Raw genomic sequence first — 21233 nt, 5'->3', positions numbered from 1 at the left:
CTCCGAAGCTGTTTCCGCCCGTATCAGGATGTCGTACCCCGTGACGGGCCGGCTACACCACGCCGGGCCTCCCGCGCACCGCGTCGACCAGCCGCTCCACCAGGCCGTCCAGCGGCAGCTCGACGCGCCCGTCGTCGGCCCGGTCACGCAGCTCGACGTACCCGTCGGCGAGCCGGCGGCCGACCACGACGGTGCGGGGAATGCCGATCAGCTCGGCGTCGGTGAACTTCACCCCCGCCGAGACGTGGGTCCGGTCGTCGACCAGCACCCGCAGGCCCGCGCCGGCGAGCCGGCCGCCCAGCTCCAGGGCCGCGTCCACCTGCGGTCCCTTGCCGGCGGCCACCAGGTGTACGTCGCAGGGCGCGACCGCCGCCGGCCAGACCAGGCCCCGGTCGTCGTGGTGCTGCTCGGCGACCGCCGCCACCGCCCGGGACACCCCGATGCCGTAGCAGCCCATCAACGGCCGGACCGGCTTGCCCGCCGGACCGAGTACGTCCACGGCGAACGCGTCGGTGAAGCGACGGCCGAGCTGGAAGATGTGCCCGATCTCGATGCCCCGCCGGATGGTCAGCTCGCCGGTGTCGCAGGCGGAGCAGGGGTCGCCGGCCCGCACCTCGGCGGCCTCGATCGTGCCGTCGGGCGTGAAGTCCCGGCCGCAGACCACGTCCGTCGCGTGCCGGCCCGGCTCGTTCGCCCCGGTCAGCCACGCCGATCCGGGCACCACGCGCGGGTCGACCAGGTAGCGGATGCCCAGCTTGTCCAGCACCTGCGGACCGATGTACCCGCGAACCAGCTCCGGATACGCGGGCCAGTCCTCGAAGACGGCGACCTGGGCCGGGTGCAGAGCGGCCTCGACCCGCTTCAGGTCCACCTCCCGGTCACCCGGCAGCCCGATCACCAGAGGCTCGGCCCGCTCCGCACCCGGCTGGCGCACGCTCAGCACGACGTTCTTGAGGGTGTCGGCGGCCGTCCAGCCGTTCCGGCCACCCAGCCGGCGGGCGTTGGCCAACTCCACCAGGCTGGCGATGGTCGCGGTCTCGGGAGTGTCGTGCACCTCGACGGCCGCTTGCGCGGTGACGTCACCGGCGGCCGGCGCGCGGGTGGTGACCGCCTCGGTGTTCGCCGCGTAGTCACACTCGGTGCAGCCGACGAAGGTGTCCTCACCGACCGGCGTCGCGGCCAGGAACTCCTCCGACGCCGAGCCGCCCATCGCCCCGGACATCGCGTGCACCACCGTGTAGTCCAGCCCCAGCCGGTCGAAGATCCGCTGGTACGCGACCCGGTGCCGGTCGTACGCGGCGCGCAGCCCGGCCTCGTCCAGGTCGAAGGAGTAGGCGTCCTTCATGAGGAACTCACGGCCGCGCAGCAGCCCCGCCCGGGGCCGGGCCTCGTCGCGGAACTTCGTCTGCACCTGGAACAGCGTCACCGGGAAGTCCCGGTACGAGGTGAACAGGTCCTTGACCAGCAGCGCGGCCATCTCCTCGTGGGTCGGTGCGAGCAGGTGCTCGGCGCCGCGCCGGTCGGCGAGGGTGAAGATGTCGTCGCCGTACTCCGTCCACCGGCCGCTGGTGCGGTACGGCTCGGCCGGCAGCAGCGCCGGGAAGTGCACCTCCTGGTCGCCGATCGCGGTCAACTCGGCGCGGACCACCTCGGTGATCCGGTCCAGCACCAGCTTGCCCAGCGGCAGCCAGGTGTAGCCGCCCGGCGCGGCACGACGGATGTAGCCGGCGCGCAGCAGCAGCCGATGGCTCGGCACCTCCGCGTCGGCCGGGTCCTCGCGCCGGGTCCGGTGCAGCAGGGTCGACATGCGTAGCAGCATCAGCGCAGCCTACGGCCGGTGCGGTGCGATGGGCGATCCATTTGGGAGCCGCTCGGAGCCGTGGCCGCGGCGATGACCGGCCGCCGCGCCTAAGCTGAGTCGTGCTCGAAGCCGGCAGTCGCAAGCGCAACCAACCGGCGCCCCCACACGTGATCTTCGAGGCGCTGACCGAGCCGAACCGCGACCCCGCGCGGCCGTGGCTCCTGCTGCTCGACGACGAGCAGCACCCGCGGACCCTGGAGGCCCGCTCGCCCGACCTTGTCGTCTGGTCCTCGATCTGGCCGAAGCGACCCGACGCGGTGGTGCGGTTCGACCTGCCCTTCGACGGCACCTACGGCACCGATCTGCGCTGGACCCTGCTGCTGGACGAGCCGCTGCCGGATCCATCGCTGGTCGGGCACCTGCGCAAGCGGCTCAACGAGCTGATCAACGCGAACCTGAGGTACACGTTCGGCCAGTGATGACCCGCGCGCGCGGGGGCCGTACCGCCGGCCCCACATCGGGCCGGACAGATGACACTGGCTCAGCAACGTCCGGGGGGCGGCAACCATCGCTGCCCATGGTGACGTCTGGAGTGGCATCAAGCCCTCGCACCATGACCCGAAGGATCGGCTCGTGTGGACCCTGTGCTGAGTGAGTTCGACTCGTTCGTCCGTACCCGAACGCCGGCGCTGCTGCGCTCGGCCTACCTGCTGACCGGAGACCAGCACCTGGCCGAGGACCTGGTCCAGTCGGCGCTGGCCCGCACCCACCGCTCCTGGAACCGCCTGCATGAGAGCGGCAACGCCGAGGCGTACACCCGCAAGATCATGTATCACCTGCAGGTGTCCTGGTGGCGGCGCCGCCGGGTTCCCGAGTCGATGCCGGGCGACCTGCCCGAGCCACGCGGAGGCGACTCGGGAGCCGACCACGCCCACCAGACCAGTCTGCGGCTCACCCTGCGGGCGGCGCTGGCGAAGCTCTCCACGAAGCAGCGGGCCGTGCTCGTACTGCGGTTCTTCGAGGACCGCACCGAGGCGGAGGCCGCCGAACTGCTCGGCGTCACCGTCGGCACCGTGAAGAGCCAGACGGCCAAGTCGCTGGCCAAGTTGCGCGTCATCGCGCCCGAGCTCGCCGAGCTGTACCTCCTGGAAGGGAGCACCCGATGAACGAGCAGCGCCTCCGTCTCGACCTGCACGACCTGGCCGAGGAGGTCGACGCGGTCGACCTGCGGGACCGCACCCTGCGGACGTCCCGCCGGCTCGGTCTTCAGCGCGCGGTCGCCACCTCGGCCGCGGCCCTGGTGCTGTTCGGCGCCGCCACCGGGGCGGCCCTGGCGGTCCTTCCGGAGCGGCGCGTCGATCCGGCGCCGGCGACCAGCCCGACCATCAGCATCAGCCCGTCGCCCGCGACGGATCCGACGCCCACACCGAACCTCAGTTCTCCGCCGGTGGTGCCGCCGTCCACCAGCTCTCCCGCCACAACCGTCACCTTCGGCCAGCTGGTGTACGGGCCGTCGGCCGGCACCGAGGGCACGACCGCCTACCTCCACTCGTGGCGGCCGGGCGATGTCCCCGAACGACTGCTCCGCATTCCGTTCGACGCGGCACTGTCCAACGCGACGGTCTCGCCGGACGGCCGACGGGCGGTGTGGGTCGAGGAGGGCGGCGCTCTCTGGGTCGCCAACGTCGACGGAACGGGACGGCGGAAGCTGCGCGACGGGGTCGACAACAACTGCTGGTCACCTGCCTGGTTGCCGAACTCCCGACAGGTGACCGTACGACTCGACCCCGCCAACGGCGCCTCCGCCGGCGCGGGCCTACTGGATGTGTCGTCGGGGACGTATACGAAGGTGCCCGGGTTCGACGGTTGCCACGCCGTCTGGGCCGCCAACGGCACGATGGCCTTCGCGGACGGGTCGGGCGGCACGGTGGTCGTCACCGACCGCACCGGCACGGGACGACGCGCCATCCCCGGCCTCGGCGGAAAGAGCAGCGCGTACGTCTGCTTCGACCTCGCCAGCCTCTCCCCGGACGGAGGACGCGTCGCCCTGTTCCGGATCGACCGCAACGACCCGGCCGGGGACGCCGCTCGTGATCTGATCGTGAACGCCGTCCTCGACACCCGGACCGGCAAGGCCGTCACGCTCCCGCTAGGCGGCCGGCAGATGCGGCAGGTCTACTTCCAGCCGGACGGTTCGATGGTGGTGCGGGTACGCGACAACGACCGGTACACCCTGCTCCTCGTCGACGAGGACGGGACGAAGGTCGGGGAGCGGCCGGAACCGGCGAGTCTCCGGGACATGCAGATTATCAACGCGTTGGGCTGAGCGACGGGGGGTACGCGGGGTGGCCCGTTACGACGGGGGCGGGCCACCCCGGCGCGCGACCGATGACGTGCGACACGTCGTCCGATCGGCGGCACCCTCGATCGGGCGCCCGATGACAGACTGGTCGCCGCAGGCAACGAGTGGCGTGAGGGAGGCGCGGGTGCGCTGGGGCAGTTTCGTCGCGGTCGGGGACAGCTTCACCGAGGGCATGGACGACGCGTACCCGGACGGCACCTATCGCGGCTGGGCCGACCTGGTGGCGACCCGCCTCGCCGCAGAGGTGGGCCCCGACTTCCGCTACGCCAACCTGGCCATCCGGGGTCGGCTCTTCCCCAGCGTGGTCGCCGAGCAGGTGCCGGCGGCGGTCGCCATGAAGCCCGACCTCATCAGCTTCGCGGCCGGCGGCAACGACGTGCTGCGCCGCACCTTCGACCCGGACGCTCTGGTCGCCCGCTTCGACGACGTGGTCAGGCAGCTCCGCGCCGGCGGGGCCGACGTGCTGCTCTTCCGGTTCGCCGACGTGATGGCCCGCCTACCCGGGCAGCGGCTCGTCGCCCCCCGCGTGGAGCTGCTCAACCAGGCCGTCGGGGAGACCGCCGAGCGGCACGGGGCCATCCTGGTCGACCTGTACGCCGACGACACCTTCCTCAACCCGATGCTCTGGAGCACCGACCGGCTGCACCTCAACCCCGCCGGGCACCGGCGGGTCGCCGGGCAGGTGCTGGGCGCGCTCGGCGTGGGCTGCGACGAGGAATGGCTGCTCGTACCGGAGCGACCGCTGCCGAAGCCGTGGCTGGCCGCCCGGGGAGACGACCTGCGCTGGGCCGGCCGGCACCTCGCCCCGTGGATCAAGCGCCGGCTCACCGGCCGCTCCTCCGGCGACACGGTCACCGCGAAGCGCCCCTCGCTGAGCCCGGTCACCGACTGACCGTGCGGACCATCCACGCCGCCGCGCTGCTGCGGATGACACCGGACGACGAGCCGGTGCCCGGCCGGGCGGTGCTCGTGACCGGGAGCCGGATGGAGGCGGTCGCGTCGCTGGACGAGCTGACGGAGGCGTACCCACGGGTGCGCGTGCGGCGGTGGGCCGGCACGCTCGGGCCGGCGCTGGTGCACGACGGACCGCTGCCGCCCGCACCGAGCCCGCGCGAGCGGGTGCACGCGCTGTTCCGGCTCGGGGTCGCCGCCGTGCTCGCCGCGCGGGTGGCGGAGCCGGAACTGCGGGCCGCGGCCACCCGCAACGACGTCACGCTGCTCGACCGGGTACGGCCGCTGGCGCTGGTGCCTGGCGGACGGGCCGACCTGGCCGTCTTCGGCGACGACGGCGCCTGCCTGGCCACCGTGGTCGCCGGCCGGCTGGTGCACCGCCGGGCCTGACCCCGGCCCGGCTGCTCCCGCTGGTGCCGGCGGTCACATTCGCCGTACCCGATTCCCGTTGCCCGGTCGCCGGTCCCGGTTGCGGCGTAGCTTGGGGATCATGTCTGTGCCGAACGATCCTGATCCCCGCCTCCAGTCGTACGCGGACCCGCAGCGGCTGGTCACCACCGAATGGCTGGCCGAGCACCTCGGCGACGAGGGCCTCGTGGTGGTCGAGTCAGACGAGGACGTGCTGCTCTACGAGTCCGGTCACATCCCGGGCGCAATCAAGGTCGACTGGCACCTGGAGCTGAACGACCAGGTGACCCGGGACTACCTCGACGCCAAGAGCTTCGCCGAGCTGTGTGCCGCCAAGGGCATCGGCCGGGGTGACACCGTCGTCTTCTACGGCGACAACTTCAACTGGTGGGCCGCGTACGCCCTCTGGGTGTTCTCGCTCTTCGGCCACGCCGACGTGCGGCTGCTCGACGGCGGCCGGCAGAAGTGGATCGCCGAGGGGCGCGAGCTGACCCGCGACAAGCCGAACCGGCCCCGCGCCGACTACCCGGTGCCGCAGCGCGACGACACGCCGATCCGGGCGTACCGCGAGCAGGTGCTGGCGCACATCGCCGCGGGCCGGCCGCTGGTCGACGTCCGGTCGCCGAGTGAGTACACCGGCGAGACGCTGCACATGCCGAACTACCCGCAGGAGGGCGCGCTGCGCGGCGGGCACATCCCGGGTGCGGTCAACAAGCCGTGGAAGGCCGCCGCGAACGAGGACGGAACGTTCAAGTCGCCGGACGAGCTGCGTGCGATCTACGCCGACCAGCTCGGGCTCAGCCCCGACGACGACGTGATCGCGTACTGCCGGATCGGTGAGCGGTCCAGCCACACCTGGTTCGTGCTGCGGCACCTGCTGGGTTACCCGCAGGTGCGCAACTACGACGGGTCGTGGACCGAGTGGGGCAACCTGGTTCGGGCCCCCGTGGTGAAGGGCGACCAGCCCGGCGGCCTCGCCGCCTGAGCGGCTGTGGCCTGGCCCCCTGATGGGTGCAGCCGTCCCCGCGCGTCCCCCCGGCGCGCGGGGACGGGCTCACCCGGCCAGCGCGACCGTCCCGGTCAGGTCGCGGACCACGCCGGTGACCTCGCCGGTCTCCGGCTGCCAGCGCAGCAGCCCACCGGGTTTCGACCGGATCAGCACGGCGCCCCGGTCGTCCCAACCCAGCACTTCGCAGCAGGCCTTCCACCGGTCCCGGCCCAGGTCGAGCACGTGGGACACGGCGCCGGTGCGGGCGTCCAGCACGGCCACCCCCTCGGCCCCGTCGAGCTCGGCACTGGTGATCCAGGCCGCGCGGGCCAGCCGTTCGCCGTGCAGCCAGCCCCGGCCGTAGAACTCGTTGACCCGGTACGGCGACGGCAACATGCCGTCCGTGACCCGTTGTTCGGTACGGACCGCCCCGTCGCGGGGCGTCCGGCTGCGCAGCAGCAACCCCTCGCGCTCGCCGCCGACCTCCACCAGCGCCGCCTCCCGGCCGGCCTCCGGGTCGGGTGCGACGAGGTCCCAGGCCGAGACGTCCAGTGGAGTCGACGCGCTGGAGACCCGGTCCACCGCGTACGCGCCGTCGTCGCCGCCGACCAGCACCCGGTCGACGCTCCAGAGCACCAGCTCCAGGTAGCCGTGCAGCGGGATCCGGCGCACGCCCGCCGTGGCGAGGTCGACCAGGATCAGCTCGTTGGTCTGCGCGAACGCGATCGAGCGGCCGTCGGGTGACAGGACTCCCGGCTTGACGGCGGGCGCTTCGTTGCCGCCTCGATCCCGGGTGGGGGCCGGCGTGACCACATCGAGACTGCGTACCACGCCGTCGTCACCGAGGATCCGAACCGGACCGTCCGCGCGGTACTCCTGGTTCAAGGGCTGGAACAGCGCCAGCGCCCGCTGGACCGGCCGCGAGGAGAGCGCCACGGTCGCCGGGTTGGCGAGCCGGGCCAGCGGATCGGGTGGGTAGGTCAGCTCGGCGGGGGGCCGCTGCACCGGACCGGCGTGGGTGGGTTCGACGGTCGGGGCCACCGAGTGTTCCGGCGGCGGAGCGTTGGGCGGGCGTAGGGCGGCCACCGCGCCGCCGCCGGCCAGCGCCACGGCCAGGGCGACCACGCCGGCGGCCCGCCGGGTGCGCCGGGTACGCCGCGCGCGTTCCCATCCGGCCGTCGCCGGCTGGCTGGGCAGGACGTCCTCGACGCTGACGGTCAGCAGCTGCCGCAGACCAGGTATGCGGCGCGCAGCAACCGGTGCTGGTGGACCTCGACGAACGCCACGTAGCTGGCCCGCCCGTCGTCGGTCGTCACCGGTCGCATCGACCCCTCCTCATCCCGGTGGTGCGCCACCCCTTCAGCAGGCAGACGCACGGGGAGGCGGAAAAGGTTGGGTCAGACCCGGGCCGTCCCGGTCAGGTAGCGCTGAAGGGTCGGCGCGATCCACGCCACCAGCTCCTCCGCATCGGCGTCCACCATCGGCGGCAGACGGACGATGTAGCGGGTGAAGGCGAGGCCGAGGATCTGGCTGGCCACCAGGCCGGCCCGCCGGGCGGTCGTCGCCGGGTCGGTGCCGAAGGTGGCCACGGCCACGGTGAGCTGGTCGGCGAAGATGCCGCGCATGCGCTCGGCCGCGCCCGGGTTGGTGCTGGCGGCCCGCAGCAGCGCCACGAGCGTCTCGTCGCCCTCCCAGCGTGTGAGGAAGTGCCGGACCAGCGCCACGCCGAGCTGCCCGGGCGGAACGGCGGTCAGGTCGGGCAGCCGCAGGTCGAACTCGGCCGCCGCCGCGAACAGACCCTCCTTGCTGCCGTAGTACCGCATCACCATGGACGGGTCGATCCGGGCGTCGGCGGCGATGCCCCGGATCGTGGCCCGCTCGTATCCGTCGGCGGCGAACCGTTCGCGGGCGGCCCGCAGGATGGCGGCCCGGGTGGTGTCGGAGCGGCGGGGGCGGGTAGGCCCGGCGGCGGTCGTCATGCCCACAACCGTATGCCAACAAGCGTTGACATCCCATCGAGCCTCGCCCTACCGTGTGTCAACAACCGTTGGCCAACACACGTTGGCAAGATGCCGGAGGTGGACCGTGCTTCCCACGAGCACCGACGTCCTGGTGGTAGGCGCCGGCCCCACCGGCCTCGCCACCGCGCTGATGCTGGCCCGGCGCGGGGTCGACGTGACGCTCGTCGAGCGGGCGGCCGAGCCGCCGACGACGTCCCGGGCGGCCGTCGTGCACGCGTACACCCTGGAGGTGCTCGACCGGATCGGCGCGGCGACGCCCCTGATCGAGCAGGGCGTCCGAGCGCCGCGGTTCACCGTCCGCGACCGGGACCGGGTGCTGCTCACGGTGCCCTTCGACCGGCTGCCCTCCCGCTTCCCGTACGCGCTGATGGTCTCCCAGGCGGTCACCGAGGCGGTGCTCGCCGAGCGGTTGGCCGACCTCGGCGTCCAGGTGCGGCGGCCGTGCCCGCTGACCGGCCTGAGTCGGGCCGGCGACGGGGTGCTGGGTCAGGTCGACGGCACCTCGCTGCGCGCCCGGTACGTGGTGGGCGCGGACGGCCTGCACAGCACGGTCCGAGAGTTGGCCGGCATCGGCTTCACCGGCCCCAGCGACGAGGAATCGTTCGTGCTCGCCGATGTCCGGGTGCGCAGCGCCCTGCCCCGCGACGAGGCTTCGCTCTTCCTGGCCCGTTCCGGCCCGCTGGTCTGGGCGCCAATCCCGGACGGGGTGGTCCGGCTGGTCGCCGCCGTGCCGACGGCCCCGGCCGAGCCGGACCTGGCGTACCTCCAGGCGCTCCTCGACGAGCGCGGCCCGGCGCGGCGGCCCGACCGGGTGACCGAGGTGCTCTGGGGCTCCCGTTTCCGGGTGCACCACCGGATCGCCGACACCTTCCGGTCCGGGCCGGTGCTGCTGGCCGGTGACGCCGGGCACGTGCACAGCCCAGCGGGCGGGCAGGGCATGAACCTCGGCATCTGCGACGCGGTGGCCCTCGGCACCGCCCTGGCCGACGTGCTCGACGGCGGCCCGGAGACGCTGCTCGACGACTACACCACCCGGCAGCGCCCGATGGCCGAGGACGTGCTGAGCTTCACCGCCGGGCTGACCCGGCTGGCCACGCTCTCCCCGGTCCGCCGGCCGGTCCGGGACGTGCTGCTCCGGCTGGTCGGTGCCGTCCCGCCGGCCCGGCGGCGGATCGCGCTGCGCCTGTCCGGGCTGTCCCACCGGGATCGAACGCCGGGCTAGGCTGCGCCGGTGGGTCAGGTCTGGCGGGACTGGGGCGGTGTCCTGCTCGCCGTGCTGGCCGGGTTGCCGCTGTCGGTCCTGGTCACCGCCGTCCTCGCCCGGCTGCGTCGGGATGTGCCGCCCGGGCGGGCGTGGCGACGCAGCGTCGCCGAGGTGGGCGCGGTCGCCGGCACCCTGCCCTGGGTGTGGATGATCCTCACCCCGCGCGACGTGCCGCGGCAGGTGGACCCGGTGCCCCTGCGCGACCTGGCCGACCTGCTCACCGGCTCCCCGACGACCGCGGTGGTGCAGGTGGTCGGCAACCTGCTGGTCTTCGCCGCACTGGGCTTCTTCGCCCCGGTACGCCTCGCCGCGCTGGCCGGTGTCGGTCGGCTCTTCCTGCTCGGTGCGGTCGGTTCGATCCTGGTCGAGTCCCTCCAGTACGCGCTGGACCTCGGCCGGGTCTCCTCGGTGGACGACGTGCTGCTCAACGCGACGGGCGCGGCGCTGGCCGGGCTGCTGTCGCGCCGCTGGTGGGCGCGGCCGCCGGTGGCACCGGCGCGACCGGCCGCAGCATCCGCCACGCCGCGAGAGTGACCAGCGCGAACGTGCCCGCCGCCGCACCCGCCACCGGCACCGTCCCGTACGCCGCGGCGACCAGCCCGGCGAGCGCCGCGCCGACCGGTGCGGTGAGCAGCCCGACCATCCGCTGGGCGGCACCGACCCGACCGAGCAGCCCCGCCGGCACGTGCCGCTGCCCGTACGACGCCCACAGGCTGTTCCACACCACCGTGCCGGCGGCGAAGACGGCCAGCGCCAGCCCGCCCGGTACCGGATGCCGGGCCAACGCGAACCCGGTCAGCGCGACGGTCTGCCCGGCGAGCACCGCGCGGAGCGCGGGCACCGTGCCGAGCCGGGCGGCGAGCCAACCCGCCCCGAGCGCCCCGGCCACGCCGCCGAGGATCGCGGCCGCGGCGAACAGCCCGTACCCGGACGGCGGCACCCGCAGCACGTCCAACGCGTAGAGCACCAGCACCGCGATCAGACCGCTGATGGCCAGGTTGCTGGCGGCGGCGAGCAGGGTGACCCGCCACATGATCCGGTGCCCGCGCAGCCATCGCACCCCCTCGGCGATCTCGCTCCACACCGAGCCGCGGCGGGCTCCGGTCACCGCAGCCGCGGTGGGTGCCGGGTTGAGAGCGAGCACGAGCAGGGCGGCCACGGCGAAGCTGACGGCGTCCAGGGCGAAGGGAAGGGCAGCGGCAGCGGCGAAGAGCACACCGGCGGCGGGCGCACCGAGGAAACCGCCGGCCAGGGCGGTACCCGCCTGGAGCCGGCCGTTCGCCCTGGGCAGCGCGGCCGGCGGGACCAGCGCCGGCAGCAGCGCGAACGAGGCGGCGTCGAAGAGGGTGCCCAGCGCGGCGAGGAGGAGCGCCGCCACCAGCAGCGCCGCGATGCCGGCCCGGTCCAGGGCCACCGCCACGGCGAGCGCCGCCACCACGGCGGCGCGTACCCCGTCCACCAGGGCCATCGTCCGGCGCCGGTCCCAGCGGTCCGCGTACACCCCGCCGAGCAGGCCGAACAGCAGCGGCGGGAGCTGGCCGGCCACGGTGACCGCCGCGATGACCCGGGGGTCGCGAGTCAGCGTGGTGGCCAGCAGCGCCAGCGCCGGAGTCCGCAGCGCATCACCGAACCGGGAGCAGACGGCGGCCGACCAGAGCAGCCGGAAGTCCCGACCGAGAGCGGAGGAGGTCATGCCGGCCACCGTGCGGGTTCGACCGGGTCGAGGGTCAAGTCGACGGCAAAGGGGGACGCGCCCGTCGGTGATCATCGGTACGGTGGGCGCCGGCATCGGGACCGGGGAGCACTCAGGCGTGGACCACACCTTCCAGGTCGACCTCCGTGGCGTGGTCGACCTGCTCAGTCATCACCTCTACGGCAGCCCGCGGGTCTACCTGCGGGAACTGCTCCAGAACGCGGTGGACGCGATCACCGCGCGCCGCGCGGCCGAGCCCGACGCGCCGGCACTGGTGCGGATCGAGCCGCCCGAGATCACCGGCGACGGCACGCTGCGGGTGCACGACACCGGCATCGGCCTCACCGAGGCGCAGGTGCACGAGCTGCTGGCCACCATCGGCCGCAGCTCGAAGCGCGACGAGCTGGGCTTCTCCCGGCACGAGTTCCTCGGACAGTTCGGCATCGGCCTGCTCTCCTGCTTCCTGGTGGCCGACGAGATCCGGGTGCTCACCCGGCAGGGCGACCAGCCGACGGTCCGCTGGACCGGGTACGCGGACGGCCGCTACGCGGTGACCGTCGCGCCCTCGGAGGACGCGCGGGCCGAGCCGGGCACCACCGTCACGCTGGTGCCCCGGCGCGACGCCGACCAGTGGTTCACCACCCCCACCGTCACCGACCTGGCCCGGCTCTTCGGCTCGCTGCTGCCGGTCACCGTCCGCGTCGGCGACGTGGTGACCACCACCGGTGAGCCGCCCTGGCCGACGACGCCGGGCGCGCCGGTCGACCGCGCGGGGCTGATCCGGTACGCCCGGGAAACGCTCGGCTTCGACCCGTTCGACGTGCTGCCGCTCTCCGTGCCCGAGGCCGGGCTGACCGGGGTCGCCTTCATCCTGCCCACCCCGGTGAACCCGGCGGCCCGGGCCGGGCACCGGGTCCACCTCAAGCGGATGCTGCTCACCGAGCACGCCGACGGGCTGCTGCCGGACTGGGCGTTCTTCGCGCACTGCGTGGTGGACGCCAGTGAGCTGCGCCCGACCGCCAGCCGCGAGGCGCTCTACGAGGACACCCTGCTCACCGGCACCCGGGACGCGCTCGGTGACCAGGTACGCGGCTGGCTGGTCCGGCTGGCCCGGCACGACCCGCACCGGCTGGCCGAGTTCCTCCAGGTGCACCACCTCGGGGTGAAGGCGCTGGCGCTGCACGACGACGAGATGCTGCGGCTGGTGGACCGGTGGTGGCCGATGGAGACCAACGTCGGCACGCTGACCCTCGCCGAGTTCCGCGAGCGCCACGGGGTCCTCCGCTACGCCGCGAGCCTGGACGAGTTCCGGCAGCTCGCCGCGGTGGCCGCCGCGCAGGACCTGGCGGTGGTCAACGCGGGCTACACGTACGACACGGAGCTGATCGAACGGCTGCCGGCGGTGGACCGGTCGGTGCTGATCGAGCGGCTGGAGCCGAGCGACCTGACCACCCGCTTCGACAGCCTCGATCCGCAGGTGGAGTTGGCGCTGCGGCCGTTCCTCACCGCTGCCCAGCGGGCCGTGGAGCGCTCCGGGTGCGAGGTGGTCATCCGGGCGTACGACCCGGTCTCGCTGCCCGCCCTCTACCTGGTGAGCCGGTCGGCGGCGTTCAACGACCAGCTCGCGGCGAGCCGGGACCGGGCCGACGAACTGTGGGGCGGGGTGCTCGACGCGCTCGCCGCCACCGCCCCACCGGACCGGCCGCAGCTCGTGCTCAACCACCGCAACCCGCTGGTCCGCCGGGTCACCACGCTGGCCGACCCGGAGCTGGTCGGACTGGCCGTCGAGGCGCTGTACGGGCAGGCGCTGCTGCTCGGTCACCATCCGATCCGCGCCGCCGACGCCGCACTGCTGAACGATTCCTTCCTCGGCCTGCTGGGCCGGGCCGTACCGGGACGGGAGTGAGCGTGGGCGCCAGCGACGAGGACCTGTGGCGGGTGCTCCGCGGCATCGCCGACATGCCGTACGGGGCGGGGCAGATCGCGGCACTGGAGCAACTGCTGCGCCGGGTGGACGCCGCCGACGACCGGCACCTCGCCTTCGTCACCCGGATGCAGGCCACCACCGGGTACATCTACGGCGGTGAACCGGCGAAGTCCTTCGTGACCTTCTCCTGGTGCCTGGCCGAGTTCGACCGCGATCCGCAGCCCTACCACCAGCGCCACCTGCACCAGCTGCTCTGGCACTTCAAGTACATGGTCTCCGGCCTGCTGAAGTTCCCGGAGGTGCCGCTGGAGCGCACGTACGCAGTACTCGACGACATGGAGCGGCGCTACCGGGCCGCCGGGCACAGCCTGCAGACCGTCCACAAGCACCGGTTCCGGATCGCCGACCACGTGGGCGACGCCGAGGCCGCGGCACAGTGGTACCGGCTCTGGCAGACCACGCCGCGCGACGATCTCTCCGACTGCGCCGGCTGCGACCCGACCAGCCAGGTGGGCTACCTGTCCGACACCGGCCGGGACGAGGAGGCCGTGGCGTTGGCCGAGCCGGTGCTCGCGGGCCGGCTCACCTGCACCGAGCAGCCGCAGGCGATCCTCACCGCGCTGCTGGTGCCGTACCTGCGTACCGGGCGGGGCGAGGCCGCGCGGGACGCGCACCGGGAGGCGTACCGCCGGCTGCGGGGCAACCTCGCGGACCTGTGGGACATCGGCGACCACATCGAGTTCTGCACCCTGACCGGCAACGAGGCGCGGGCGGTGGAGCTGGTCGAGCGGCACCTGGACTGGCTGGACCGGCCGCCGTCGCCGGCCGCCGCGATGCACTTCGCGGCCACCGCCGCGGCGGCCCTGCGGCAGGTCGGCCGGGTCGGTGCGCCGACCGTGTACCGCCGGGCCGTCGAGGGCCGCCCGGCCGGCGAGGTGCCGGCGCTGGCGCTCGCCGACGAGCTGGCCGACACCGCGACCGCGCTGGCGGCCCGCTTCGACGCCCGCAACGGGACCACCCACCAGTCCGAGTGGATCGCCCGCCGGCTCGCGGTCCGGCCGACCGGCGCACACCTGCCGCTCTCGGCGAGCCTGCGCCGCCGACCCGCCCCCGCGCCGGCCGGGGACGGCCCGACCATCCCGCTCGACCTGGCCGCCACGCCTGCCGCCGCCGATCGGGCGCGGCCCGGTGTCGCCGCTGGACGCGCCGACGCACCCGAGGTGACCGTGCCCGCCGACGCCGGCCCGGACGAGCTGCTGGCGCTCGCCGAGGAGAGCTGGGGCCGGCACGACCGGGCCACGTTCCGGGCGATGCTGGCCGCCTACGACGAGCGGTTCGGCGGCGACGACCTGCCGCCGGCCACGGTCGCGCACCGGCTGGCCCTGCGGGCGGCCCAGCGCGGTGACGAGAACGACGTCGAGGGCGCGATCGAGCTGAACCGGGCGGCACTCGACCGGTACCGGGAGGCGGGCGGCGAGCTGGCCGACGCCCAAGTGGTGGCCGGGCGACTCGGCGTGCTGCTGACCCGCTCCGACGAGGCCGCCGAGGAGGGGCTGGCGCTGGTCCGGTCGGCCGCCGACGTGCTGGACCGGATCGGCGACGCCCGGCAGCGGGCCGCCGGCCACGACCGGGTGGCGCTGGCGCTGCTGCACCGGGAACGCTGGGCGGAGGCGCTCGCCGCACTCGACCGGGCACCGGCCGACGCGGGCGGCGACGCGCACCTGGCGGCCCGGATCGCCCTGCACCGGGCTCACCTGCTGGAGCAGTTGGAGCGCTACGAGGAGACGCGCGCGGCGGCCGGAGAGGCCCGCCGGATCGGCCGTGAGCTGGGCGTCGCTGAGCTGATCACGTCGGCCTGCCTGGTGTACGCGCGGGTGGCCGACGACCCGGCCGACGCGGTGACCGCCTGCGAAGAGGCGGTCCGGGTGGCACCGGCCGACGCGGAACTGCCGGCCCGGGTCGCCCGCGCCCGCGCGCTGCTCTCCACCGGGCGGGTGGCCGACGCGGTGGACGACTTCGTCGAGGCGGTGACGCTCTGCGTGGAGCGGGGCGCCGAGGGGGACGCCTTCCTGCGCTGGGAGCTGGCGAACGCGTACCGGATGGCGGGGCGCCTGGGCGAGGCGGCCGAGGTCGCCGAGGAGGCGGTGCTCGGCCTCGACCGGTTGGGCGCCCAGGCGGAGGCGGACCGCTGCCGGCATCTGCTGGCCGGCGTCTACGCGGGCCTCGGCGAGATCGACCCGGCGCTCGCACTGCTGGAGCAGCTCGCCGGCAACCTGGACGGGCCGGACAACCTGCCGCATCGGGCGCAGGTGCTGGAGGAGGCCGGCGGGATCCTCTACGAGGCCGACCGGGACGCGGTGGCCGCCGAGCGGTTCGCCGCCGCCGCGACCGCGTACCGGCTCGCCGAGCTGCCGCTGGACGAGCTGCGCGCCCGGCGGCGGGAGGCGTACGCCTGGTTCTGGGGGGACGACCTGCCGGCGGCGGTACGCACCGTCGAGCTGATGGACTCGCTGGCCGCGACGTTGACCGGGCAGCCGGAGCAGCCGCCGCCGGTGACGTACGAGCTGGCGATGGCGGCCGAGGCCGGCGCCCGGGTGTTGACCGGGGAGGGTCGGGCGGCGGATGCGCTGGACCGGCTCGCGGGGGTGCCGGAGCAGCTCCGGTCGATCGAGGCGTTCGGCGAGGCGGCGCAGGTGGAGATCCTCGTCGGTGAGCTGCTGCTGCGCGTGGACCGGCCGGCCGACGCGGAGCGGCTGCTGCGCCGGGTGCTGGGCGGATTGCCTGCCGACTCCCGCCCGGTACGGCAGACGGCCTGGCTGCTGGCCCGCGCGCTCGACCTGCTGGATCGCCCCGCCGACGCGGCGGCGCTGCGGGCGGAGCACGACCTCGATCCGGAGGACTGAGTGTGACCAACTGACCGGTAACCACGGCTCCACCCGAGCCTGCCCGCGGTCTACGCTTGCCCGGTGACGGTGGAGCAGCAGGCGCGGGGTGCGGCGGGCGCGGGCCGGCGTCGGTCCCGCAAGGACGAAATCCTGGAGATCGCGGTCGGTCTCTTCGCGTCCCGGGGCTACCACGGTGTGTCGATGGACGACATCGGCGCGGCCGCCGGCGTCACCGGTCCGGCGCTCTACCACCACTTCGCCGGCAAGGAGGCCATGCTGGCCGCCGCGCTCATCCCGGTGAGCGAGGGGCTGCTGGCCGGCGGGCGGGAGCGGTCCGCCGGGCACCCGGACGACCCGCGCGGCGCACTGGTTTCGCTGATCGACTTCCACGTCGAGTTCGCGCTGGCCAATCCTGCGGTGATCGCGCTGCACCTGCACGAGCTGGACCGGCTGCCGGACGAGCCGAGGCGGCGGATCCGCCGGTTGCAGCGGCTCTACGTCGAGGAGTGGGTGACCGTGCTCACCGCGCTGCACCCCGGTATGCCCGACGGTGAGGCGCGGGTGCTGGCGCACGCCGCGTTCGGCCTCATGAACTCGACTCCCTTCCTCGGCGGCGAGGTCGACCGGCGGCGCCGGGCCGAGCTGCTGCGTGACGCCACCCTGGCCGCCCTGCTCGCCTGACCCCCGCCGACTCGTGGTTCCCTGACTATCGTCCCAACCCTTGGACGCCGGGAGGAAACATGATCGAGGCACTGCTGGTCGCCAACCGGGGCGAGATCGCCCGCCGGATCATCCGGACCGCGAAGCGGCTCGGCATCCGCGCGATCGCGGTGCACTCGGAGGCCGACGCCGATCTGCCGTTCGTCACCGAGGCCGACGAGGCGGTCTGCATCGGCCCGGCGAACCCGGCGCAGAGCTACCGCAACGTCGAGGCGATCCTCGCGGCCGCCAAGGCGACCGGCGCGCAGGCGATCCACCCCGGCTACGGCTTCCTGTCGGAGAACGCCGACTTCGCCCGTACCGTCGAGGCGAGCGGGCTGATCTGGGTCGGGCCCGGCGCGGACGCGATCACCGCGATGGGCGACAAGATCAACGCCCGGAACCTGATGGCGGCGGCCGGCGTGCCGGTGGCGCCCGGCACCACGGAGCCGGCGGCCGACCTCGACGCGGCGGTGGCCGCCGCCACCGAGATCGGCTACCCGGTGATGGTCAAGGCCGCGGCCGGTGGCGGCGGCATGGGCATGGGCGTGGCCGCCGACGAGGCCGCGCTGCGCACCGAGTACGACAAGGTGCGCGCGTTCGCCGAGCGGATGTTCGGCGACGGCTCGGTGCTGATCGAGCGGTACTTCCCCCGGGTACGCCACGTCGAGGTGCAGATCCTCGGCCTGGCGGACGGCCGGGTGGTGGCGCTCGGCGAGCGCGAGTGCTCGGTGCAGCGGCGCAACCAGAAGCTCGTCGAGGAGTCCCCGTCGCCAGCGGTTTCGCCGGAGCTGCGGGCGCGCTTCCTGGCCGCCGCGGTGCGCGCCGGCGAGGCGGTCGGCTACCGCAACGCGGGCACGGTGGAGTGTCTCCTCGATGTCGCGACGCAGGAGTTCTTCTTCCTGGAGATGAACACGCGGCTCCAGGTGGAGCACCCGGTGACCGAGCTGGTCTACGGCGTCGACCTGGTCGAGGAGCAGCTGCGGGTGGCGGCGGGCCTGGCGCCGACCTTCGATCCGGACGCGCTGGCCCCGCGCGGGCACGCCATCGAGCTGCGGATCAACGCCGAGGACCCGAAGCGCTTCCTTCCCGGGCCCGGCGTGATCAGGACCTGGGTGGAGCCGACCGGCGAGGGTGTCCGGGTCGACGCCGGCTACGTCGACGGCAACACGGTCACCCCGTTCTACGACAGCCTGCTGGCCAAGCTGATCGTCAACGGCGCCACCCGTGCCGAGGCGATCGAGCGGGCCCGTGCGGCGGTCGCCACCTTCGAGCTGGCCGGCCCGAAGAACAACCTCCCGTTCTTCGCCGAGCTGCTGGAGAACGAGGAGTTCCTCTCCGGCGACTACGACACCGGCATCGTCGGCCGGATGCGCTGACCCGGCCGGATGCGCTGACCCGCCGGATGCGCTGGCCCGGGCCGGGCCGTTCCCGGCGGCCCGGCGACACTGGCACCGGCGCCCTTTGCTCTGCTTACCTGGACGCAACACCGGATGTCCGGATACCGGACGGTTGCCGTCGCGTCCGTTGAAGCAGAGCAAAGGGCGCGCGACGTCCCGTCCCGATCCGCCGTCACAGCGAGGTGACCGATGAGCCAGATGCCAGATTCCGTGTCGATCCGCGAGGTGGGGCCGCGCGACGGTCTGCAGAACGAGGAGCCGGTTCCCACCGACGCCAAGGTGCGGCTGCTCGACGCGCTCTCGCACACGGGCGTCCGCCGGATCGAGGCCGTCTCGTTCGTGCACCCGAAGGCGATCCCGCAGATGGCCGACGCCGACGAGGTGTGGCAGCGGGCGGTGAAGGTCGAGGGGGTGCGCTACTCGGCGCTGGTGCCGAACAGTCGGGGCGCCCAGCGGGCCCTGGCCGCCGGGTTCACCGAGATCGAGGTGGTGGTCTCGGCCAGCGACACCCACAACCGGCGCAACGTGAACCGGTCGACCGACGAGTCGCTGGACGACATCGCCGAGCTGATCGACCTGCTGCACGGTGCCGGCGCCCGGGCCGAGGTAATCGTGGCGACCAGCTTCGGCTGCCCGTACGAGGGGGACGTCGACCCGAAGCGGGTGGCCGGCATCGTGGACCGGGTGGTCCGCGACGGCGCCGACCGGGTGGCGTTCGGCGACACCACCGGCATGGCCACGCCGCGCCGGGTCCGCGAGCTGGTCGGCGCGGTACGCGACCGTAACGCGCACGTCCCGGTGCTGCTGCACTTCCACAACACCCGGGGCACCGCGTTGGCCAACCTGCTCACCGCGCTGGAGCTCGGGGTGACCGAGTTCGACGCCAGCGTCGGCGGCCTCGGCGGCTGCCCCTACGCCCCGGGCGCGAGCGGCAACCTGGCCACCGAGGAGGCGGTGCACATGCTGCACGACATGGGCATCGACACCGGGATCGACCTCGACGCGCTGATCGGGGCGGCCGAGCTGGCCGAGGAGCTGCTCGGCAAGAAACTGCCCTCCGGTGTGCTGCGCGCCGGCCCCCGCACCCGGCTCACACCGATGCCCACCTGAACGCACCGGCCGGAGGTCGCCGGAACGGCCGTCGATGCGCTAACCTAACGATCGTTCAGGTCAACCGGTGCGCGCATGGGTGGCGGCCGGGTCAGGTGGCGAGGGAGTCGGCGTGACGCTCGACGGTGAGGCGCTGGAGCAGCTGCGCAAGCGGGCCCGGTCCGGCGGCGCGGACAAGTACCACGCGGCGAACGCCGCCAAGGGCAAGCTCTTCGCCCGGGAGCGGGTCGCGCTCCTCGTCGACGAGGGCTCCTTCGTCGAGGACGGCCTCTACGCCAACGCGCTGGCCGAGGGCCTGCCGGCCGACGGCGTGGTCACCGGCACCGCCACCATCGACGGCCGGCAGGTCTGCCTGATGGCCAACGACTCCACGGTCAAGGCCGGCAGCTGGGGCGCCCGCACCGTCGAGAAGATCATCCGGATCATCGAGCGCGCGTACGCGGCCGGCGTCCCGATGGTCTACCTGGTCGACTCGGCCGGGGCCCGGATCACCGACCAGGTCGACCTCTTCCCCGGCCGTCGCGGCGCCGGCAAGATCTTCTGGAATCAGGTTCGCGCCTCCGGCTCGATCCCGCAGGTCTGCGCCCTGTTCGGCCCGAGCGCGGCCGGCGGGGCGTACATCCCGGCATTCTGCGACGTGGTGGCCATGGTGGACGGCAACGCCAGCATGTACCTCGGCTCGGACCGGATGGTCGAGATGGTCACCGGCGAGAAGACCACCCTGGAGGCGATGGGCGGCGCCAAGGTGCATTGCGCCGAGTCCGGTGTCGGGCACTTCCTCTGCAAGACCGAGGCCGACGCGCTCGACGTGGTGAAGACCTACCTGTCGTACCTGCCGGCGAACTGGACGCAGGCGCCGCCGGCCGTCGAGCCGGTGGCCGCGTCCGACAAGGTCGACCTGGCCGCGCTGGTGCCGGCCAGCGAGCGGCAGGCGTTCGACATGCGCCGGTACGTCAAGGGCCTGCTCGACGACGGCTCCTTCTTCGAGATCCAGGCGCTCTGGGCCAAGGAGCTGACCATCGGCTTCGGCCGGTTGAACGGCGAGGTCGTCGGCGTGGTCGGCAACAACTCGATGTTCAAGGGCGGCGTGCTCTTCGTCGACTCGGCCGACAAGGCCACCCGGTTCGTGCAGCTCTGCGACGCGTTCAACGTGCCGCTGCTCTTCCTCAGCGACGTGCCCGGCTTCATGGTGGGCAGCGCGGTGGAGAAGCAGGGCATCATCCGACACGGCGCCAAGATGATCACCGCGATCTCCGAGGCGACCGTGCCCAAGATCTGCGTGGTGGTGCGCAAGGCGTACGGCGCCGGCCTCTACGCGATGGCCGGGCCGGGCTTCGAGCCGGACGCCACCATCGCGCTGCCCACCGCCAAGATCGCGGTGATGGGCGCCGAGGCGGCGGTGAACGCGGTCTACGCCAACAAGATCGCGGCAATCGAGGACGAGGCCGAGCGGGCCGCCTTCGTCGCCGCTAAGCGCGCCGAGTACGAGCGGGACATCGACATCGTCCGGCTCGCCAGCGAGCTGGTGGTGGACGCGATCGTGGAGCCGCACGAGCTGCGCACCGAGCTGGTCCGGCGGTTCGCCGCCGCGCGTACCAAGGAACGGCACTTCTCCCGGCGCCGGCACGGCGTCACCCCGGTCTGATCCCGCCGCCGGCCCACCCGGCCGGTGTCACCCGTGGCCAGCGACCGCTCCGGCGTCACGAGCGCCCGGCGGAGGAACC

18 protein-coding genes are annotated in these 21233 nt (G+C 73.8%); 14 read left to right on the top strand and 4 right to left on the bottom strand.

The genetic code is table 11. The annotated features are described in order from the left end of the window. Nucleotides 1-52: 52 nt before the first annotated feature. Complete coding sequence (locus ACFOW4_RS16760; protein ID WP_377528679.1) at nt 53-1819, bottom strand: proline--tRNA ligase; 1767 nt, start codon at nt 1817-1819, stop codon at nt 53-55. A 101-nt stretch (nt 1820-1920) separates the two neighbouring features. Between ACFOW4_RS16760 and ACFOW4_RS16755 the strand changes: the two genes are divergently transcribed. From ACFOW4_RS16755 to ACFOW4_RS16730, 6 genes are all read left to right on the top strand, one after another. Then, the gene (locus ACFOW4_RS16755; protein WP_377528677.1) at nt 1921-2280 is read left to right on the top strand and encodes a hypothetical protein; all 360 of its coding nucleotides are present in this window, start codon (nt 1921-1923) and stop codon (nt 2278-2280) included. Between the two features lie 156 nt (nt 2281-2436). Beyond that, nucleotides 2437-2967: a SigE family RNA polymerase sigma factor gene (locus ACFOW4_RS16750; RefSeq protein ID WP_377528675.1), complete on the top strand. Its 531-nt coding sequence runs from the start codon at nt 2437-2439 to the stop codon at nt 2965-2967. After that, on the top strand, nt 2964-4127 hold the full coding sequence (locus ACFOW4_RS16745) for a hypothetical protein (RefSeq protein ID WP_377528673.1): 1164 nt from the start codon (nt 2964-2966) through the stop codon (nt 4125-4127). Before ACFOW4_RS16750 ends, ACFOW4_RS16745 begins: the two co-directional genes overlap by 4 nt. A 160-nt stretch (nt 4128-4287) precedes the next feature. Next, nucleotides 4288-5055 carry an SGNH/GDSL hydrolase family protein gene (locus tag ACFOW4_RS16740; protein WP_377528672.1) on the top strand — a complete coding sequence of 256 codons (768 nt, stop codon included), beginning with the start codon at nt 4288-4290 and terminating at the stop codon, nt 5053-5055. Between the two features lie 2 nt (nt 5056-5057). After that, a complete protein-coding gene (locus ACFOW4_RS16735; RefSeq protein WP_377528670.1) occupies nt 5058-5504 on the top strand; it encodes a hypothetical protein in 447 nt (148 codons plus the stop codon). A 100-nt stretch (nt 5505-5604) separates the two neighbouring features. Then, the gene (locus ACFOW4_RS16730; protein ID WP_377528668.1) at nt 5605-6507 is read left to right on the top strand and encodes a sulfurtransferase; all 903 of its coding nucleotides are present in this window, start codon (nt 5605-5607) and stop codon (nt 6505-6507) included. Between the two features lie 69 nt (nt 6508-6576). Here ACFOW4_RS16730 and ACFOW4_RS16725 read toward each other — a convergent pair whose 3' ends face one another. Further along, on the bottom strand, nt 6577-7635 hold the full coding sequence (locus tag ACFOW4_RS16725; RefSeq protein WP_377528666.1) for a hypothetical protein: 1059 nt from the start codon (nt 7633-7635) through the stop codon (nt 6577-6579). 272 nt (nt 7636-7907) lie between these two features. Continuing rightward, a complete protein-coding gene (locus tag ACFOW4_RS16720; RefSeq protein WP_377528664.1) occupies nt 7908-8489 on the bottom strand; it encodes a TetR family transcriptional regulator in 582 nt (193 codons plus the stop codon). On the opposite strand from ACFOW4_RS16720, the gene ACFOW4_RS16715 reads away from it, so the two are divergent. Next, nucleotides 8431-9753: an FAD-dependent oxidoreductase gene (locus tag ACFOW4_RS16715; RefSeq protein WP_377528662.1), complete on the top strand. Its 1323-nt coding sequence runs from the start codon at nt 8431-8433 to the stop codon at nt 9751-9753. The genes ACFOW4_RS16720 and ACFOW4_RS16715 overlap by 59 nt on opposite strands. A gap of 9 nt (nt 9754-9762) precedes the next feature. After that, nucleotides 9763-10329, top strand: coding sequence for a VanZ family protein (locus ACFOW4_RS16710; protein WP_377528660.1), 567 nt, complete (start codon nt 9763-9765; stop codon nt 10327-10329). Here the strand turns inward: ACFOW4_RS16710 and ACFOW4_RS16705 are convergent. Next, nucleotides 10220-11488, bottom strand: a complete 1269-nt coding sequence (locus ACFOW4_RS16705) for an MFS transporter (RefSeq protein ID WP_377528658.1) — start codon at nt 11486-11488, stop codon at nt 10220-10222. The genes ACFOW4_RS16710 and ACFOW4_RS16705 overlap by 110 nt on opposite strands. A gap of 118 nt (nt 11489-11606) precedes the next feature. Between ACFOW4_RS16705 and ACFOW4_RS16700 the strand changes: the two genes are divergently transcribed. From ACFOW4_RS16700 to ACFOW4_RS16675, 6 genes are all read left to right on the top strand, one after another. Next, complete coding sequence (locus ACFOW4_RS16700) at nt 11607-13394, top strand: HSP90 family protein (RefSeq protein ID WP_377528656.1); 1788 nt, start codon at nt 11607-11609, stop codon at nt 13392-13394. 2 nt (nt 13395-13396) lie between these two features. Then, nucleotides 13397-16318, top strand: coding sequence for a hypothetical protein (locus ACFOW4_RS16695; protein WP_377528654.1), 2922 nt, complete (start codon nt 13397-13399; stop codon nt 16316-16318). A 63-nt stretch (nt 16319-16381) separates the two neighbouring features. After that, nucleotides 16382-16981 carry a TetR/AcrR family transcriptional regulator gene (locus ACFOW4_RS16690; protein WP_377528652.1) on the top strand — a complete coding sequence of 200 codons (600 nt, stop codon included), beginning with the start codon at nt 16382-16384 and terminating at the stop codon, nt 16979-16981. A 59-nt stretch (nt 16982-17040) separates the two neighbouring features. Beyond that, nucleotides 17041-18378: an acetyl/propionyl/methylcrotonyl-CoA carboxylase subunit alpha gene (locus tag ACFOW4_RS16685; protein ID WP_377528650.1), complete on the top strand. Its 1338-nt coding sequence runs from the start codon at nt 17041-17043 to the stop codon at nt 18376-18378. Between the two features lie 210 nt (nt 18379-18588). Next, nucleotides 18589-19509 (top strand): hydroxymethylglutaryl-CoA lyase, encoded by a 921-nt coding sequence (locus tag ACFOW4_RS16680; protein ID WP_377528649.1) that lies wholly within the window; start codon nt 18589-18591, stop codon nt 19507-19509. Between the two features lie 112 nt (nt 19510-19621). Then, the gene (locus ACFOW4_RS16675; protein ID WP_377528647.1) at nt 19622-21154 is read left to right on the top strand and encodes an acyl-CoA carboxylase subunit beta; all 1533 of its coding nucleotides are present in this window, start codon (nt 19622-19624) and stop codon (nt 21152-21154) included. Nucleotides 21155-21233: the final 79 nt, after the last annotated feature.

This window comes from Micromonospora sp. GCM10011542 (genome assembly GCF_042650685.1).
Taxonomy (GTDB): Bacteria; Actinomycetota; Actinomycetes; order Mycobacteriales; family Micromonosporaceae; genus Micromonospora.
This window is presented reverse-complemented; position numbering and strand designations above follow the sequence as displayed.

Coding starts and splice junctions, on each gene's coding strand:
- ACFOW4_RS16760 (WP_377528679.1), bottom strand. CDS start 1,819: ATGCTGCTACGCATGTCGACCCTGCTGCACCGGACCCGGCGCGAGGAC.
- ACFOW4_RS16745 (WP_377528673.1), top strand. CDS start 2,964: ATGAACGAGCAGCGCCTCCGTCTCGACCTGCACGACCTGGCCGAGGAG.
- ACFOW4_RS16730 (WP_377528668.1), top strand. CDS start 5,605: ATGTCTGTGCCGAACGATCCTGATCCCCGCCTCCAGTCGTACGCGGAC.
- ACFOW4_RS16715 (WP_377528662.1), top strand. CDS start 8,431: ATGGCGGCCCGGGTGGTGTCGGAGCGGCGGGGGCGGGTAGGCCCGGCG.
- ACFOW4_RS16720 (WP_377528664.1), bottom strand. CDS start 8,489: ATGACGACCGCCGCCGGGCCTACCCGCCCCCGCCGCTCCGACACCACC.
- ACFOW4_RS16705 (WP_377528658.1), bottom strand. CDS start 11,488: ATGACCTCCTCCGCTCTCGGTCGGGACTTCCGGCTGCTCTGGTCGGCC.
- ACFOW4_RS16685 (WP_377528650.1), top strand. CDS start 17,041: ATGATCGAGGCACTGCTGGTCGCCAACCGGGGCGAGATCGCCCGCCGG.
- ACFOW4_RS16680 (WP_377528649.1), top strand. CDS start 18,589: ATGAGCCAGATGCCAGATTCCGTGTCGATCCGCGAGGTGGGGCCGCGC.